The sequence below is a fragment of the Allobosea sp. OK403 genome (assembly GCF_900113835.1).
GTDB lineage: Bacteria > Pseudomonadota > Alphaproteobacteria > Rhizobiales > Beijerinckiaceae > Allobosea.
Genome location: NZ_FOQV01000010.1, coordinates 174,530 through 189,023, shown reverse-complemented (window position 1 = coordinate 189,023; position 14,494 = coordinate 174,530). Strand labels below are relative to the sequence as shown.

Annotated in this window: 15 protein-coding genes; 14 read left to right on the top strand and 1 reads right to left on the bottom strand. The window is 65.9% G+C overall.

Annotated features, from left to right (window positions below):
• On the top strand, positions 1-234 hold a 234-nt coding region (locus BMZ97_RS25350), incomplete at its 5' end, for a transposase (RefSeq protein ID WP_139221335.1).
• A gap of 160 nt (positions 235-394) precedes the next feature.
• On the opposite strand, the gene BMZ97_RS25345 is transcribed toward BMZ97_RS25350, so the two are convergent.
• A complete protein-coding gene (locus tag BMZ97_RS25345) occupies positions 395-1,018 on the bottom strand; it encodes an FMN-dependent NADH-azoreductase (RefSeq protein WP_092176431.1) in 624 nt (207 codons plus the stop codon).
• Positions 1,019-1,115: 97 nt separating this feature from the next.
• Here BMZ97_RS25345 and BMZ97_RS25340 point away from each other — a divergent pair, with 97 nt between their 5' ends.
• From BMZ97_RS25340 to BMZ97_RS25280, 13 genes are all read left to right on the top strand, one after another.
• A complete protein-coding gene (locus BMZ97_RS25340; protein WP_244546592.1) occupies positions 1,116-1,514 on the top strand; it encodes a winged helix-turn-helix transcriptional regulator in 399 nt (132 codons plus the stop codon).
• A gap of 588 nt (positions 1,515-2,102) precedes the next feature.
• The gene (locus BMZ97_RS25335) at positions 2,103-2,411 is read left to right on the top strand and encodes a putative quinol monooxygenase (protein WP_175525735.1); all 309 of its coding nucleotides are present in this window, start codon (positions 2,103-2,105) and stop codon (positions 2,409-2,411) included.
• Between the two features lie 27 nt (positions 2,412-2,438).
• Positions 2,439-3,158: an urease accessory protein UreE gene (locus tag BMZ97_RS25330; RefSeq protein ID WP_092176423.1), complete on the top strand. Its 720-nt coding sequence runs from the start codon at positions 2,439-2,441 to the stop codon at positions 3,156-3,158.
• 9 nt (positions 3,159-3,167) lie between these two features.
• Positions 3,168-3,845 carry an urease accessory protein UreF gene (locus BMZ97_RS25325; RefSeq protein WP_092176420.1) on the top strand — a complete coding sequence of 226 codons (678 nt, stop codon included), beginning with the start codon at positions 3,168-3,170 and terminating at the stop codon, positions 3,843-3,845.
• 2 nt (positions 3,846-3,847) lie between these two features.
• Positions 3,848-4,288: a DUF3995 domain-containing protein gene (locus tag BMZ97_RS25320; protein ID WP_092176417.1), complete on the top strand. Its 441-nt coding sequence runs from the start codon at positions 3,848-3,850 to the stop codon at positions 4,286-4,288.
• Positions 4,289-4,406: 118 nt separating this feature from the next.
• Positions 4,407-5,039 (top strand): urease accessory protein UreG, encoded by a 633-nt coding sequence (gene ureG / locus BMZ97_RS25315; RefSeq protein WP_092176415.1) that lies wholly within the window; start codon positions 4,407-4,409, stop codon positions 5,037-5,039.
• A gap of 130 nt (positions 5,040-5,169) precedes the next feature.
• Entirely contained in the window at positions 5,170-5,754 is a 585-nt protein-coding gene (locus BMZ97_RS25310) for an ANTAR domain-containing response regulator (RefSeq protein WP_069690482.1), read from the top strand.
• Positions 5,751-6,803 (top strand): CmpA/NrtA family ABC transporter substrate-binding protein, encoded by a 1,053-nt coding sequence (locus BMZ97_RS25305; RefSeq protein ID WP_092176412.1) that lies wholly within the window; start codon positions 5,751-5,753, stop codon positions 6,801-6,803. Before BMZ97_RS25310 ends, BMZ97_RS25305 begins: the two co-directional genes overlap by 4 nt.
• Positions 6,804-7,123: 320 nt before the next feature.
• Entirely contained in the window at positions 7,124-8,443 is a 1,320-nt protein-coding gene (locus BMZ97_RS25300) for a CmpA/NrtA family ABC transporter substrate-binding protein (RefSeq protein ID WP_092176410.1), read from the top strand.
• Positions 8,444-8,588: 145 nt separating this feature from the next.
• On the top strand, positions 8,589-9,818 hold the full coding sequence (locus tag BMZ97_RS25295; protein WP_092176407.1) for an NAD(P)/FAD-dependent oxidoreductase: 1,230 nt from the start codon (positions 8,589-8,591) through the stop codon (positions 9,816-9,818).
• 1 nt (position 9,819) lies between these two features.
• Complete coding sequence (locus BMZ97_RS25290; RefSeq protein WP_092176404.1) at positions 9,820-12,528, top strand: nitrate reductase; 2,709 nt, start codon at positions 9,820-9,822, stop codon at positions 12,526-12,528.
• Between the two features lie 52 nt (positions 12,529-12,580).
• A complete protein-coding gene (gene ntrB, locus BMZ97_RS25285; RefSeq protein ID WP_092176465.1) occupies positions 12,581-13,489 on the top strand; it encodes a nitrate ABC transporter permease in 909 nt (302 codons plus the stop codon).
• 10 nt (positions 13,490-13,499) lie between these two features.
• Complete coding sequence (locus BMZ97_RS25280; RefSeq protein ID WP_092176402.1) at positions 13,500-14,291, top strand: ABC transporter ATP-binding protein; 792 nt, start codon at positions 13,500-13,502, stop codon at positions 14,289-14,291.
• Positions 14,292-14,494: the final 203 nt, after the last annotated feature.

Genomic DNA, 14,494 nt, shown 5'->3' with positions numbered 1-14,494 from the left:
GACAGCGGGCGCAGGCGCGGACAGCGCATGATCAGGGGTGGAAGGCGACGCGTCCGCAAAGCCCTCTACATGGCCGCGCTGGCCGCCATCCGGACATCTGCGCGCTTCAAGACCTTCTACGACGCGGTCCGCGCAAGAAGCGCAGCCGCAAAAGTCGCCATCATCGCCGTCGCAAGAAAGCTCCTCACCGTCCTCAACGCCATGCTCAAAACTGACACCGCCTTCCAAGCATGACACACCAAACAACACAGTTGCCGGATCGGCGCGGCTTACGCCGCTTGTCTGGAATGACGGCGAGGATGGCCATTAGGTGCAACCTCGATCTTAGCCGCACAAACGTCGATCTGTGCTACTAAGCCTCACGAAAGCGCAATGATATCAAAGCAGTCTGCGGTCACGCCGCCTTGGGCAGGGTCGGCTTGAGCGCGGCGGCTGCCTCCTGCGCGCTCGCCAGCGCGGCCTTGCGGTGCTCGGGGCTGAAGTTGATGCCCTCGGCGCGGACGAACTCGACATCGCTGATGCCGAGGAAACCGAACACGGCGCGCAGATAAGGCTCCTGGAAATCGAGCGGTGCGGCCGGCGCGCCGGGCCCGTAGAGATTGCCGCGCGCGACCGCGATGATGACGCGCTTGCCGCCGGCCAGGCCCTGAGGGCCGTTCTCCGAATAGCTGAAGGTCTTGCCGCGGACGGCGATGCGATCGATCCAGGCCTTGAGTTGGGTCGAGATGGTGAAATTGTACATCGGCGCGCCGATCACGACGGTATCGGCGGCGAGGAACTCGTCCATGATCGCTGTGCTGGTGGCGACCTCCTGCTGGAGCGCCTCGCTGCCCGGCGCTCCGGCCGCGGCGGCGAGATAGGCGCCCGAGAGATGCGGGACGGGGTCGGCCGCGAGGTCGCGATAGGTCACGTCGAGGCTCGGATCGGCCTGGCGCAGGCGGGCGACGATGGCTGCCGAAACCTCGCGGCTGGCCGAGTTCTCGCCAAGGATGCTGGAGTCGAGATGAAGCAGTTTCATGGGAAGCCTCTCTGGTATATGTTTGATACTGAGGCTATGTACGAGCCTGCCTAAATCACGACAAGGAGGCACATTTTTGGAACAGGGGCACACGGATGTGACTGAAAGCTGTCGGGTCGTCGCGCCGGTTCTCGCACGCATCGGCGATAAATGGAGCGTCCAGATCGTTCGCCTGCTCGGCGAGGGTCCCAGGCGCTTCAACGAGATCAAGCGCATGGTCGATGGCATTTCGCAGCGCATGCTGACCTTGACCTTGCGCGGGCTCGAGCGCGACGGGCTAGTCAACCGCACGGTCTTCCCGACGATCCCGCCGCGCGTCGATTATGAGCTGACCGATCTCGGCCGCTCGCTTTGGTTGCCTGTCCAGGCGCTCGGCCTGTGGGCCTATGAGCACCATGGCGAGATCAGCCGGGCGCAGAAGGCCTTCGACAAGCGCGCAGGTGTTGGCGAGGAGCAGCCGCGCAAGATCGCAGCAGTGGGCATGGCCGGGCGCTGAGAGCGTCATTCTCGGGCTTGCGCCCCAAGAATCTTGCGCGGGAGGAGCCTGCTTTTGCCGGAGCTTTTCCGGACTGAGATTCTCAGGTCTTCGCTGCGCTGCGCCCGAGAATGACGCGCACCTTTTCCCTTCTCCCCTGGCGGGAGAAGGTGGCGCGCAGCGCCGGATGAGGGGGCGCCGTGCCCTATCCGGTTGGCGTCGTGTGCGGCTAGTCGGAAAGCTCACAGCGCCCCCTCATCCGTCTCGGCTGCGCCGAGCCACCTTCTCCCGCGAGGGGAGAAGGGCTTCCCGCGCCCTACCGTCATTCTCGGGCTTGCGCCCTAAGAATCTTGCGCCCCAAGAATCTCATGACCAGAGTGCTCTGGTCTACGAGATGGTCGGGTCAAGCCCGACCATGACGCGCTTCAGATCCCGGGCCACCGCTGCGCGGCTCCCCAGGATGAGGGCTCAACTCTCAAACCGTCTCCGACGCGTCTTTTTTGTTAGTCTTCGGTCAACCATGCAGCTTGTGCTGTTGCATCCGGATACAACGTTGAGATGTAATCCATGAATCAGGCAACCCTCGATCGTTCCGGAGCTTCAGGCCATATGTCCGATCCGATTATCGTCATCGCGCGAGCGCAGGTGTTGGCCGATGCGCGCGCCACATTCACTGCCGCTGCGCGCGACTGCATCATCGCCACCCGCCGCGAGCAGGGCTGCCTTTCCTATGACATGCATGAGAGTCTCACCGAGCCCGGCCGTTTCATGACCGTGGAGCATTGGGAGACGCGTGCCGATGTCGATCGGCACATGGCTGCACCGCATCTCATCGCCTTCCTCAATGTCGCAGGGGCTTGCGTCAGCGCCCCTCCGGTGATCGAAGTGGTCGAACCGCGGTCCATCGACCGCCTCTGATCCACCATCGTCACGGGTTTAAACATCATGCTGCGTGCCACCTCCGTCGTTCGCAAGGCTGCAGTCAAAGCAGACAAGATCGTCGAGACGCTGACGCTCGACCATGAGGATCGCAATCGCCGCCGCCTCGCGCTCAAGGGCGATGGCGGGCTCGATATCCTGCTCGACTTGGACAAGCCGACCGCGCTTGGCGACGGTGACGCGGTCAGGCTCGAGGACGGCCGACTGGTCGTGATCAAGGCTGCCGCCCAAAGCCTGCTCGAGATCCGCGCCGAGAACCCGCTGCGCCTGATGCGGCTGGCCTGGCATATCGGCAACCGCCACACCCCGGCCGAGATCAGCGGCGACGCGATCTATATCGAGAACGACCATGTCCTGGCGGAGATGATCCGCGGCCAGGGCTGCGCCATGAGCGCGGTGACGCGCCCCTTCCAGCCCGAGCGCGGCGCCTATGACCATGGCCACGACCATCCCGATCACGGACATGACCATGGGCACGCCGATGCGGCGGATGCTTGCGGCTGCGGGCACGACCATCATGCCGGCCACGGTCATGATCATGCCCACCATGATCACGAGCACGACCATGCGGGCCATGATCACAAGGCCCATGACCACAAGGCGCATGACCACAAGGATCATGACCACGCAGCGCATGCTCACGATGACGACTGCGGCTGCGGGCATGACCACGGCCACAAGCATGGCGCCGAGCACGGTCACAAGGGCCATAGCCACGACCATTGAGCGCCGCTCATGTCGTCGGCCCATCTCCCGCTCATGGTCTGGCTGTCGCCGTCCTTCCCGGTCGGCGCCTTCGCCTATTCGCATGGGCTGGAATGGGCTTTCGAGGCGGGTGATCTTCACGACGCCGCAACGCTGCGGGACTGGCTCGAGGCCCTCGTCGTCCATGGTTCGCTGCGCAATGACCTGATCCTGTTCGCCAATGCCTGCCGCATGGTGGCAGCCGGCGACAATGCAGGCCTCATCGAAACGGCGGAACTGGCCCTGGCGCTGGCCAATTCGGCCGAGCGCCGGCTGGAGACGGTGACGCAGGGCAATGCCTTTATCGCAGCGGTGCGCGCCGCCTGGCCCTGCGAGGCGATCGAGGGTCTGCGGAGCGCCTGGCCGGGCGATATCGCCTATCCCATTGCGGTCGGCGTGGCGGCTGCCGGTCACGACCTGCCGCTGCGGCCCGCGCTGGAGGCCTATGGGCTCGGCTTCGTCGCCAACCTCGTCTCGGCCTCGGTGCGGCTCGGCATCGTCGGCCAGACCGATGGGCAGCGCATCACGGCCGGTCTCGTGCCGGCCTTGCATGAAGCTGCGGCCGCAGCCGAGATCGCGACGCTCGACGATCTCGGCGGCTGCGCCCTGCGCTCCGATCTCGCATCCTTGCGACATGAAACCCAGTATTCGCGGCTGTTCCGCTCGTGATCATGGTGGTTGCGACGGCTCTGGCGCTCGTTCTGGCCGCGATCGCAGGCTTGCATGTCTATTGGGGGCTGGGCGGCCTCTGGCCGTCCTCGACCCAGCAGGGTCTCGTCAGCACCGCCGTCGGCGATGCGAGGCTGAAGCGCATGCCGCCGCCGCTCCTGTCCATTACTGTTGCCGCCGCGATTGCGGTCACGGCGCTCTGGCCATTGCTGCTCGCCGGGGCTTTCGCGAGCGTGGCGCCCCGCCTGCTGATCCTGGGCGCGGGCGTGGCGATCATGGCCGTGTTCTTGCTACGAGGCATCGCGGGCTATGTCCCGGCCTGGCGGCGAAAGCATGTGCTCGAACCTTTCGCCACGCTCGACAGGTGTTGCTACGCGCCTCTAGAGCAGGATGCGAAAAAGTGGGAACCGGTTTTTCGCATTGATCCTGCTCTAACTTTTTGATGAGAGACGGATTCAGATTTCAGATGAGATCACTTGGTGATCCCATCTGAAATCATCCGGCTCTTGCCTCGCGATCGCCGCGGGCTACGCGGTTCTGCTCTTCGAAGGATTGTGATCGGTGACACGCTCTCCTCATGGCCCCCTGCGCGTCGGCATCGGCGGCCCGGTCGGCTCCGGCAAGACCGCGCTGATGGAGGTGCTCTGCAAGCGCATGCGCGACACTTATGATCTCTGCGCCATCACCAACGACATCTACACCAAGGAGGATGCGCGCCTGCTGACGGTGGCGGGCGCGCTGCCGCAGGAGCGCATCATGGGCGTCGAGACCGGCGGCTGCCCCCATACCGCGATCCGCGAGGACTGCTCGATCAACCTTGCCGCGGTCGAGGAGATGCGGGGCAAGTTCCCCAATCTCGACATCATTCTGATCGAGTCCGGCGGCGACAATCTCGCCGCGACCTTCTCGCCCGAGCTCGCCGATCTGACGATCTATGTCATCGACGTCGCCGCCGGCGAGAAGATCCCGCGTAAGGGCGGGCCGGGCATCACCCGCTCGGACCTGCTCGTCATCAACAAGACCGATCTCGCCCCCCATGTCGGCGCGGATCTGGCGGTCATGGATCGAGATTCGCGCCTGATGCGCGGCAAGCGCCCCTTCGTCTTCACCAATACGAAGGAGGGCGAGGGGGTCGACGCCGTGGTCGACTTCATCGAGACCGCAGGCGGGCTCCGGGCTGCTCCTGCTGCGTGAGGCATCGCGGCCGCTGGCCTGACTCTTGCTGGCTTTCCAGTCTGTCGACACCGGCGTAACACCTCTGGGTGGCGGATACTTGCGGGTGGCGAACACTTGCGGGTGCAATGCCGGCGCCTCCTTGCGGACCATGAGACCAGATCTGAAAATCCTGATCGTCGATGCCAACCCGGTGCGCGCAGCCATCATCGATGAGGGCCTGCGCGAGGCTGGCTTCACCGATCTCGTCCGCATCGGCGCGACCAACGGGCTCGTCGCGGCCATCGAACTGCACGACCCTGACGTGGTCGTCATCGACCTCGAGGATCCCAGCCGCGACGCGCTCGCCGACATGTTCCTGGTCAGCCGGCATGTCCGGCGGCCGATCACCATGTTCGTCGATCAGTCGGATTCGGCCTCGATCGAGGCTGCGGTTGAGGCCGGCGTCTCCGCCTATATCGTCGACGGGTTGAAGAAGGAGCGCATGCAGCCGATCCTGCAGACCTGCATCAGCCGCTTCAACGCCTTCCGCAAATTGCGCGAGGAACTCGACGAGGCTCGTTCCCAGCTCGAGGACCGCAAGACGATCGACCGCGCCAAGGCCATCGTCATGCGTATGAAGGGCCTGCCCGAGGAAGAGGCCTACGCGCTCCTGCGGCGCACGGCAATGAACGAGAAGCGCAAGCTCGTCGACATCGCGCGCTCCATCATCACAGCCGCCGAGGTGCTGAAATGACCCTGCACTTACGCGTCGGTTTCATGCCGCTGGTCGATTGCGCCCTCGTCATCCTGGCGAAGGACGAGGGTTTTGCCGAGGCCGAGGGTCTCAATCTCGAGCTCGTGCGCGAGGTCTCCTGGTCGAACCTGCGCGACAAGCTCAATGTCAGGTTGTTCGACGCCGCCCATATGCTGGGGCCGGCCGCCATTGCCGCGACATTGGGCGTCGGCGGCGTCAAGGCGCCGATGGCGGTGCCGCTGGCGCTCAATCTCGACGGTGCGGCGATCACCTTCTCGGTGCGCCGCTATGAGGAGCTGGCGCGGTTTGCCGAGGGCGACATGGCCGACCCCGCCATCTCCGCCCGGGCGCTCGCCGCCATGGTGGCGCGCCGCAAGGCCTCGGGCCTGCCGCCATTGACGCTCGCCGCCGTCTTCGGCTTCTCCAGCCATACCTATCTGCTCTGCGAGTGGCTGGCCAAGGCCGGGCTCGTCCTCGGCAAGGACATTCGCTTCGAGGTCGTGCCGCCACCGCAGACGGTTGAGGCGCTGACCAGCGGGCGCGTCGATGGCTTCTGCGCGGGCGCGCCCTGGAACACGGCCGCTGTCGCCGCCGGCATCGGCGCCATGGTCCATTGCAGCGTCGATCTGCGCCGCGACTGCCCCGACAAGGTGCTGGCCTGGCGCGCCGACGATGCCGAACGGCGCGCAGCTGCGGTCTCGAAGCTCAATGCCGCGATCTTGCGGGCGAGCGACTGGGCCTGCCAGCCCGCCAACTTCGGCCGCCTCGCCATGCATCTGTCGAAGCCTGATCGGCTCGCGCTGCCCGCCGATATCCTGGAGCCGGTGCTGCATTGGGAATTGCTGCAGGGAGCGGGGCGGGCGCCCCGCAAGGTCGAGCGCTTCATCCGCTTCGACCGCGAGGCGCTGCGGCCCGATCCCGCGCATGCCGACTGGATTCTCGCAGGCATGGAACAGGCCGGCCAGATCATCCGCAGCCCGGAGATGACGGAGCAGGCCAGGGCCGTCTTCCGGCCTGCTCTCTTTGCAGGCAGCACCAGCCGTCCCTGAGGGTTTGCGCATTTTTTGTGCGACTGCGGTTGAATTGTGCGGCGCAATATCGGGCGCTGCGACTGCTGCCGGTAGAGGCCTGTTACCTCTAAGTTGTTGAAATTCTAAGAATTGTCCTGACCTGAGCCGGTTGGCACGATCCTTGTTTGTCTCGGCGTAACGCGGCCAAGGCTGCCCGCGCCCAATTTCAGATCGAAACGCACAGCAACGCCGCTGTCGAACGTGCCTCACCCGGGTGCTTTCGCGCGGCGTTTTTCGTTCTGGCGGCGCAGACGAGTTCGACCCAGACCCCAGCTTTCAGTCCAGCAGAGAGGCGATCGATGACCGAGACAGTCGAGACCAGGGTGAAGCCGGTGAAGGCCGCCGCCAGCCGCCGCCAGCTCCTAAAACTCTCCGGCGCGGCCGCCTTGCTCGCCGCTGCCAGGACCGCGCTGCCATCGGGCGCCTTCGCGCAATCCGCCGGACCGGAGCTCAAGGGCACGCGCCTCGGCTACATCGCCTTGACGGACGCCGCACCCCTCATTCTCGCCAAGGAGAAGGGCCTCTTCGCCAAATACGGCCTGCCCGACATGGACATCGCCAAGCAGGCCTCCTGGGGCGCGACGCGCGACAACATGGCGCTCGGCTTCAAGAACAACGGCATCGATGGCGGCCACATCCTGCGCCCGAAGACGCATCTCTACAGCACCGGCAAGGTGATGCAGAACGGCCAGCCTTTGCCGATGTACACGCTGCTGAACCTCAACCAGGACGGTCAGGCGATCTCGGTCTCGAACGAATACAAGGACCTCAACGTCCAGAAGGATTCCTCGCCGCTGAAGCTGGCCTTCGAGCGCAAGAGGGCGGCCGGCAAGGAGCTCACAGCCGCGATGACCTTTCCGGGCGGCACCCATGATCTCTGGATCCGCTACTGGCTTGCCGCCGGCGGCATCGACCCCGACAGCGACATCAAGGTCATCACCGTGCCGCCGCCGCAGATGGTGGCGAACATGAAGGTCGGCACGATGGACTGCTTCTGCGTCGGCGAGCCCTGGAACGAGCAGTTGGTCAACCAGAACATCGGCTACACCGCGCTCACCACCGGCGAGCTCTGGTTCAAGCATCCCGAGAAGATCCTCGGCATGCGCGCCGATTTCGTCGACGCCAATCCCAAGGCGACGCAGGCCATCCTGATGGCGGTGATGGAGGCACAGATCTGGGCTGACAAGATGGAGAACCGCCAGGAACTCGCCGAGATCGTCGGCCGCCGGCAATGGTTCAACGTCCCCGTCACCGACATCAACAAGCGCCTGCAGGGCGACATCAATTACGGCAATGGCCGCGAGGTGAAGGGCACCAATCTCTACATGAAGTTCTGGGGCGAGGGCGGCGAAGTCTCCCATCCCTTCAAGAGCCATGACAGCTGGTTCGTCACTGAGAACATCCGCTGGGGCAAGTTCGAGCCGACGATCGACATCAAGGCCCTGGTCGACAAGACCAACAGGGCCGACCTCTGGCGCGAGGCTGCCAAGACGCTCGGCGTGGCGGGGGCTCCCACAGTGGATTCGCGCGGCGTCGAGACCTTCTTCGACGGCGTGAAGTTCGATCCCGCCGCGCCGCTGGACTATCTCAAGGCGCTCAAGATCAAGCGGATCGCCTGAACGATGCCCGCGATCCGCAGCATGATCAGCACTAGCGCTCCCCGTCATTGCGAGGAGCGTAGCGACGAAGCAATCCAGAGGACTGAGCCCGAGGCCCTCCTGGATTGCTTCGCTGCGCTCGCAATGACGGCGGGGGCCTGACCGCATGGCCGAGCCGCTGATCATCGTGGGGAAGGGCATGGCCGCAACGCGGCTGGTTGACGAGCTCAGCCAGCGCGCGCTCGGTCGCTATTCCATCGCGGTGATCGGCGCGGAAGGCCGGCTTGCCTATAACCGAGTGCTGCTCTCGCCCTTGTTGGCGGGCGAGATCGCCGAGCCCGATATCGAGCTGAAGCCCGCCGCCTGGTGGCGGGCGCGCGGCGTCTCGATGATCTATGGCCGCGCCGTTGCCGGCATCGACCGTGCGGCCAGGACGGTCACACTGGAGGACGGGCTGGCCCTGCCTTACGGCAAGCTCGTCCTCGCCACCGGCTCCAAGCCTCTGAAGCCGCCTTTCCCGGGCGGCGATCTGCCGGGCGTTGCGACCTTCCGCGACACCGCCGATGTCGGAATGATGCGGGCCTATGCGCAGCGCGGCGCGCGCATCGTCGTCATCGGCGGCGGCCTGCTCGGGCTCGAGGCCGCCTATGGACTCTCAAAAGCCGGCGGGCAGGTCACGCTGCTGCATCTGGTCGACCGGTTGATGGAGCGCCAGCTCGATGCCGAGGGCGCGGGCCTGCTCGCGGCCGCGATCACGGCGCGCGGCATCGCTGTCCGGTTGAATAGCGCGACCAAGGGCTTTGTCGGCACGGACAAGGTCGAGGGCGTCGAGCTTCAGGACGGCACGATCATCCCTGCCGATCTCGTCGTCATCGCCATCGGCGTGCGGCCCAATATCGATCTCGCCAAGGCGGCGGGGCTTGCCGTCAATCGCGGCGTCGTCGTCGACGATGCGATGGCGAGCGAGGATGCCAATGTCTTCGCGATTGGTGAATGCGCCGAGCATCGCGGCCAGGTCTATGGCCTCGTCGAGCCGGCCTATGAGCAGGCGCGCGTGCTGGCGATGCGGCTTGCGGGCCAAAAATCCGCAGGGGTGGAGGCGGCTTATGCCGGCTCCCTGCTTGCGACCAATCTCAAGGTCAGCGGCGTCGGCGTCTTCTCTGCCGGCGAATTCGAGGCGGGCGAGGGCGCCGAGATCCTCGTGCTGCGCGATCCCACCGCCGGCATCTACCGCAAATTCGTGCTGCGCGAGGGCAGGCTCGCGGGCTGTGTCCTCGTCGGCGATACGCAAGGCGCCCTGTTCTATCTCGGCCTGATCCGCTCAGGGCAGGAGATCTCGGCGATCCGCGCTGATCTGCCTTTCGGCGAGCCTTACTGCATCAGGGAGGCCGCCTGACATGCGCATCGACGACGCCTCGCTCGGCCCCGGCATTCCCGATCCGGCGATCCGCACCACCTGCCCTTATTGCGGGGTTGGCTGCGGCGTTCTGGCGACGCGCGATGGCAGGGGCGGAGCCGTGATCGCAGGCGATCCTGCCCACCCCGCCAATCTCGGCCGGCTCTGCTCGAAGGGCTCGGCGCTTGGTGAGACGCTTGGCCTGGGCAGCCGAGTGCTGCACCCGCTGAAGCGCAATGCGGCGGGCGGCTATGACCGCGTCACCTGGGAGCTGGCGCTCGATGCGGTTGCCGAGGGCTTCCGCTCGCTCATCCGGCGCGAGGGCCCTGAGGCCGTCGCCTTCTATCTCTCCGGCCAGCTCCTCACCGAGGATTATTACGTCGCCAACAAGCTGATGAAGGGCTTCATCGGCTCGCCCCATGTCGACACCAATTCGCGGCTGTGCATGTCCTCCACGGTCGCCGGCCACAAGCGCGTCTTCGGCTCCGACACCGTGCCGGGCAACTACGAGGACCTCGACAGCGCCGATCTGATCGTGCTGGTCGGCTCGAACACCGCCTGGTGCCATCCGGTGCTGTTCCGTCGCATCCAGCAGAACCGCAGCGAGCGCGGCGCCAAGGTCGTCGTCATCGATCCGCGCGTGACGGCCACCGCCGAGGATTGCGACCTCGTCCTGCAGCTCAAGCCGGGCTCCGACAGCGTCCTGTTCGCAGGGCTGCTCGTTCATCTCGCCGAGCACAGCCTGACCGACGCGACCTATCTCGCGCGCCACACCAGCGGTTTCGAGGCCGCGTTGGAGAATGCGCGCGGCATCGCGCCCGACATCGCCGCCGTCTCCGCGCGCACCGGCTTGAGCCCGGCCGATATCGCTGCCTTCTACGCGCTCTGGGCGGGCACGCCTGCCGTGGTCACGGCCTGGAGCCAGGGCGTCAACCAGTCGGCGCAAGGCACCGACAAAGTCGCCTCGATCCTGCATTGCCATCTCGCCACCGGCCGCATCGGCCGCCCCGGCGGCGGGCCGTTCTCGCTGACCGGCCAGCCCAACGCCATGGGCGGGCGCGAGGTCGGCGGGCTCGCCAATATGCTCGCCGCCCATATGGGCTACGCGGCCGTCGAGATCGACCGCGTCCGCCGCTTCTGGAATGCGCCCAACATGGCGCAGCATGAAGGCTTGAAGGCCGTCGCCATGCTCGATGCGGTGGCGGACAAGCGCATCAAGGCGCTCTGGGTCATGGCGACCAACCCGGCCGTCTCCCTGCCGCGCGCCGACCATGTCATGGCGGCGCTGCAGGGGCTCGACCTCTTCATCGTCTCTGAGAACGTGCTCTCCAACGACACGCTCGCCGCCAAGCCGCATTTCATCCTGCCGGCTGCGGCCTGGGGCGAGAAGGACGGCACGGTCACCAATTCCGAGCGGCGCATCTCGCGCCAGCGCGCCTTCCTGCCCTTGCCGGGCGAGGTCAGGCCGGATTGGTGGATCATCTGCGAGATCGCCAGGCGGCTGGGCTTCGCCGCCGGCTTCGGCTTCGCCGATGCCTCCGAAATCTATGCCGAGCATGCCGCGCTGTCCGCCTTCGAGAATGACGGCACCCGCGATTTCGACATCGGCGCTCATGCCGGGCTGACGAAGCGCAGCTATGATGCGCTCAGGCCCGTGCAATGGCCTGTGCCCGCCGGTCAATCGCAGGGCACGGCCCGTCTCTTCGCCAATGGCGGCTTCTTCACGCCCGATGGCCGCGCCCAGATGAAGCCGCTCGCCATGCCGGCGCTGGCGGCTGAGCCGAGCGAGGCTTTTCCGCTGCTGCTCAATACGGGCCGCGTCCGCGACCACTGGCATAGCATGACGCGCACCGGCCTGAGCCCGCGCCTCTCTGCCCATGTCAGCGAGCCCAGTGTCCATGTGAATCCGGCCGATGCCGCCCGTTTCGGCGTGGAAGAGGGCGGTTTTGCCCGCATCGCGAACACCCATGGCGCGGTCGTGCTCAAGGTCCTGCACGACGAGGGCGTGCCGGCCGGCTCGCTCTTCGCGCCGATCCACTGGTCGGCCGAGACGGCGTCGGATGCGCGTATCGGCGCGGCCGTGCAGCCCTTCTGCGATCCCTATTCCGGCCAGCCCGAGTTGAAGGCGACGCCCTCGTCGATCACGGCCGTGAGCTATGCATCGCAAGGCTTCGTGCTGTCGCGTGAGGCCTTCGCTTTGCCGGCGGGATGCTGGTGGGCGAGCGTTGCGGTCGAAGGCGGGCAGGGCCGGTTGTTTGCGACCGACGCCTCGGTCGATGATCTGATGGAGGCGGTGCGCTCAGCCTTCGGTGAGGACGGTCTCACCGAAATGATCGACCGGCAGGGTGGCGCCTATCGCTGCGCCGTGACGCGTGAAGGCAGGCTGATCGCCGCACTCTTCGTCGGCCCCTCCAGGCGCGCCCCGCTCTGGGACACGGTCAAGCTCGCCTTCGCCGACGCCGGCTTCGCGCCGGAAAACCGGCTCGCACTGCTCGCCGGCCGCCGGCTCGATGGCGCGGCCGATCCCGGCCCCACGGTCTGCGCATGTTTCGGCGTCGGCCTCAATGCGATCCGCGCCGCCTTCGCTGGCGGTGGCGCGATGACGCCCGAGGATATCGGCCGGCAGCTCAAGGCCGGCACGAATTGCGGCTCCTGCCTGCCGGAAATCCGGCGCATCGGCGCGCAGGCGCAGGAGACGGTGGCGGCATGACGGTGGCGGCATGAGCGACGCGACAGACCAATTCAATCAGAGGAGTATCGGGATGGGTCAGACTGTCTTGAAGAATGCGACCGCAGGCGCGAAGGTCGTCGCATTATCGGCCGTGCAGGCGCAGGTGGTGGCCCTGCCGGCGGTTGCGGGCAAGCCGCTGCGCGAGCGGCTCGGCGCCTGGCTCAAGGCGGTTCTCGTCAACATCCTGCCGCCGCTGATCACGGTCACGCTGATCCTGCTGGTCTGGCAGCTCACCGCGCATGGCCCGCAATCCTCGCTGCCGCCGCCGACGAAGATCTGGGCGGAAGCCAAGGACCTGATCACCGAGCCGTTCTTCTGGAACGGATCGCAGGATATCGGCCTGGGCTGGCGCATCCTGGTCTCGCTCCAGCGCGTCGCCATCGGCTTCAGCCTGGCGGCGGTCGTCGGCGTGCTGCTGGGCGCGCTCGTCGGCCAGTCGGTCTGGGCGATGCGCGGGCTCGATCCGGTCTTCCAGGTGCTGCGCACCGTGCCGCCGCTCGCCTGGCTACCGCTCTCGCTGGCGGCGTTCCGCGACAGCCAGCCCTCGGCGATCTTCGTGATCTTCATCACAGCGATCTGGCCGGTGATCATCAACACCGCCGTCGGCATCCGCAACATCCCGCAGGATTACCGCAATGTCGCGCAGGTGCTGCGGCTGAACCAGATCGAGTTCTTCTTCAAGATCATGGTGCCCTCCGCCGCGCCCTACATCTTCACGGGCTTGCGCATCGGCGTCGGCCTGTCCTGGCTCGCCATCGTCGCGGCCGAGATGCTGACCGGGGGCGTCGGCATCGGCTTCTTCATCTGGGATGCGTGGAACTCCTCGCGCCTGTCCGACATCATCGTGGCGCTCATCTACATCGGCGTCGTCGGCTTCGTGCTCGACCGCCTCGTTGCCTTCATCGGCACCATCGTCACCCGTGGCACCCTGACCAATTGAGGAGGATGCGATGAGCTATCTCAAGATCGATCATGTCGACAAACGCTTCCAGCGCGGCTCCGCGACGACCGACGTACTCAAGGACATCAACCTCGTCATCGAGAAGGGCGAATATGTCTCGGTGATCGGCCATTCCGGCTGCGGCAAGTCGACCCTGCTCAACATCATCGCGGGTTTGACCCCGGTCAGCGCCGGCGCGGTGCTGCTGGAGGGCAAGGAGGTCAATTCGCCGGGGCCCGAGCGCGCCGTCGTCTTCCAGAACCATTCGCTGCTGCCCTGGCTCACCGTCTACGACAATGTCGCGCTCGCCGTGAACAAGGTTTTCGGCCGCCAGAAGAGCAAGGCCGAGCGGCATGACTGGATCATGCATAATCTCGACCTCGTCCAGATGGGCCATGCCAGGGACAAGCGCCCGGCTGAGATCTCGGGCGGCATGAAGCAGCGCGTCGGCATTGCCCGCGGGCTGGCGATGGAACCCAAGATCCTGCTGCTCGACGAGCCCTTCGGCGCGCTCGATGCGCTGACGCGCGCCCATCTGCAGGATTCGATCATGCAGATCCATGCCGCGCTCGGAAACACCATGATCATGATCACTCATGACGTCGATGAAGCCGTGCTGCTCTCCGACCGGATCGTGATGATGACCAACGGCCCCTCGGCCCGCATCGGCGAGGTGCTCGACGTCCGGCTCGAGCGTCCGCGCAAGCGGCTCGATCTGGTCGCCGACCGCAGCTACATCGCCGCCCGCGAGGCGGTGCTGAAGTTCCTCTACGAGCGCCACCGCTTCGTCGAGGCGGCGTGATGATGGGTTTGATGAAGAGTGCAGCACGGGGCACTCCCTTCTCCCCACCCATCTCGGGCTTGCCCGAGATGGGCAACTCCAAGTGTCAAAGTCGGCAACAGCCGACTTTGATCGGGAGAAGGTGGCCCGGAGGGCCGGATGAGGGGGCGCCGTGCCCTATCCGGTTAGCGTCGTGTTCGGCCAGACGAAAAGCTCACAGCGCC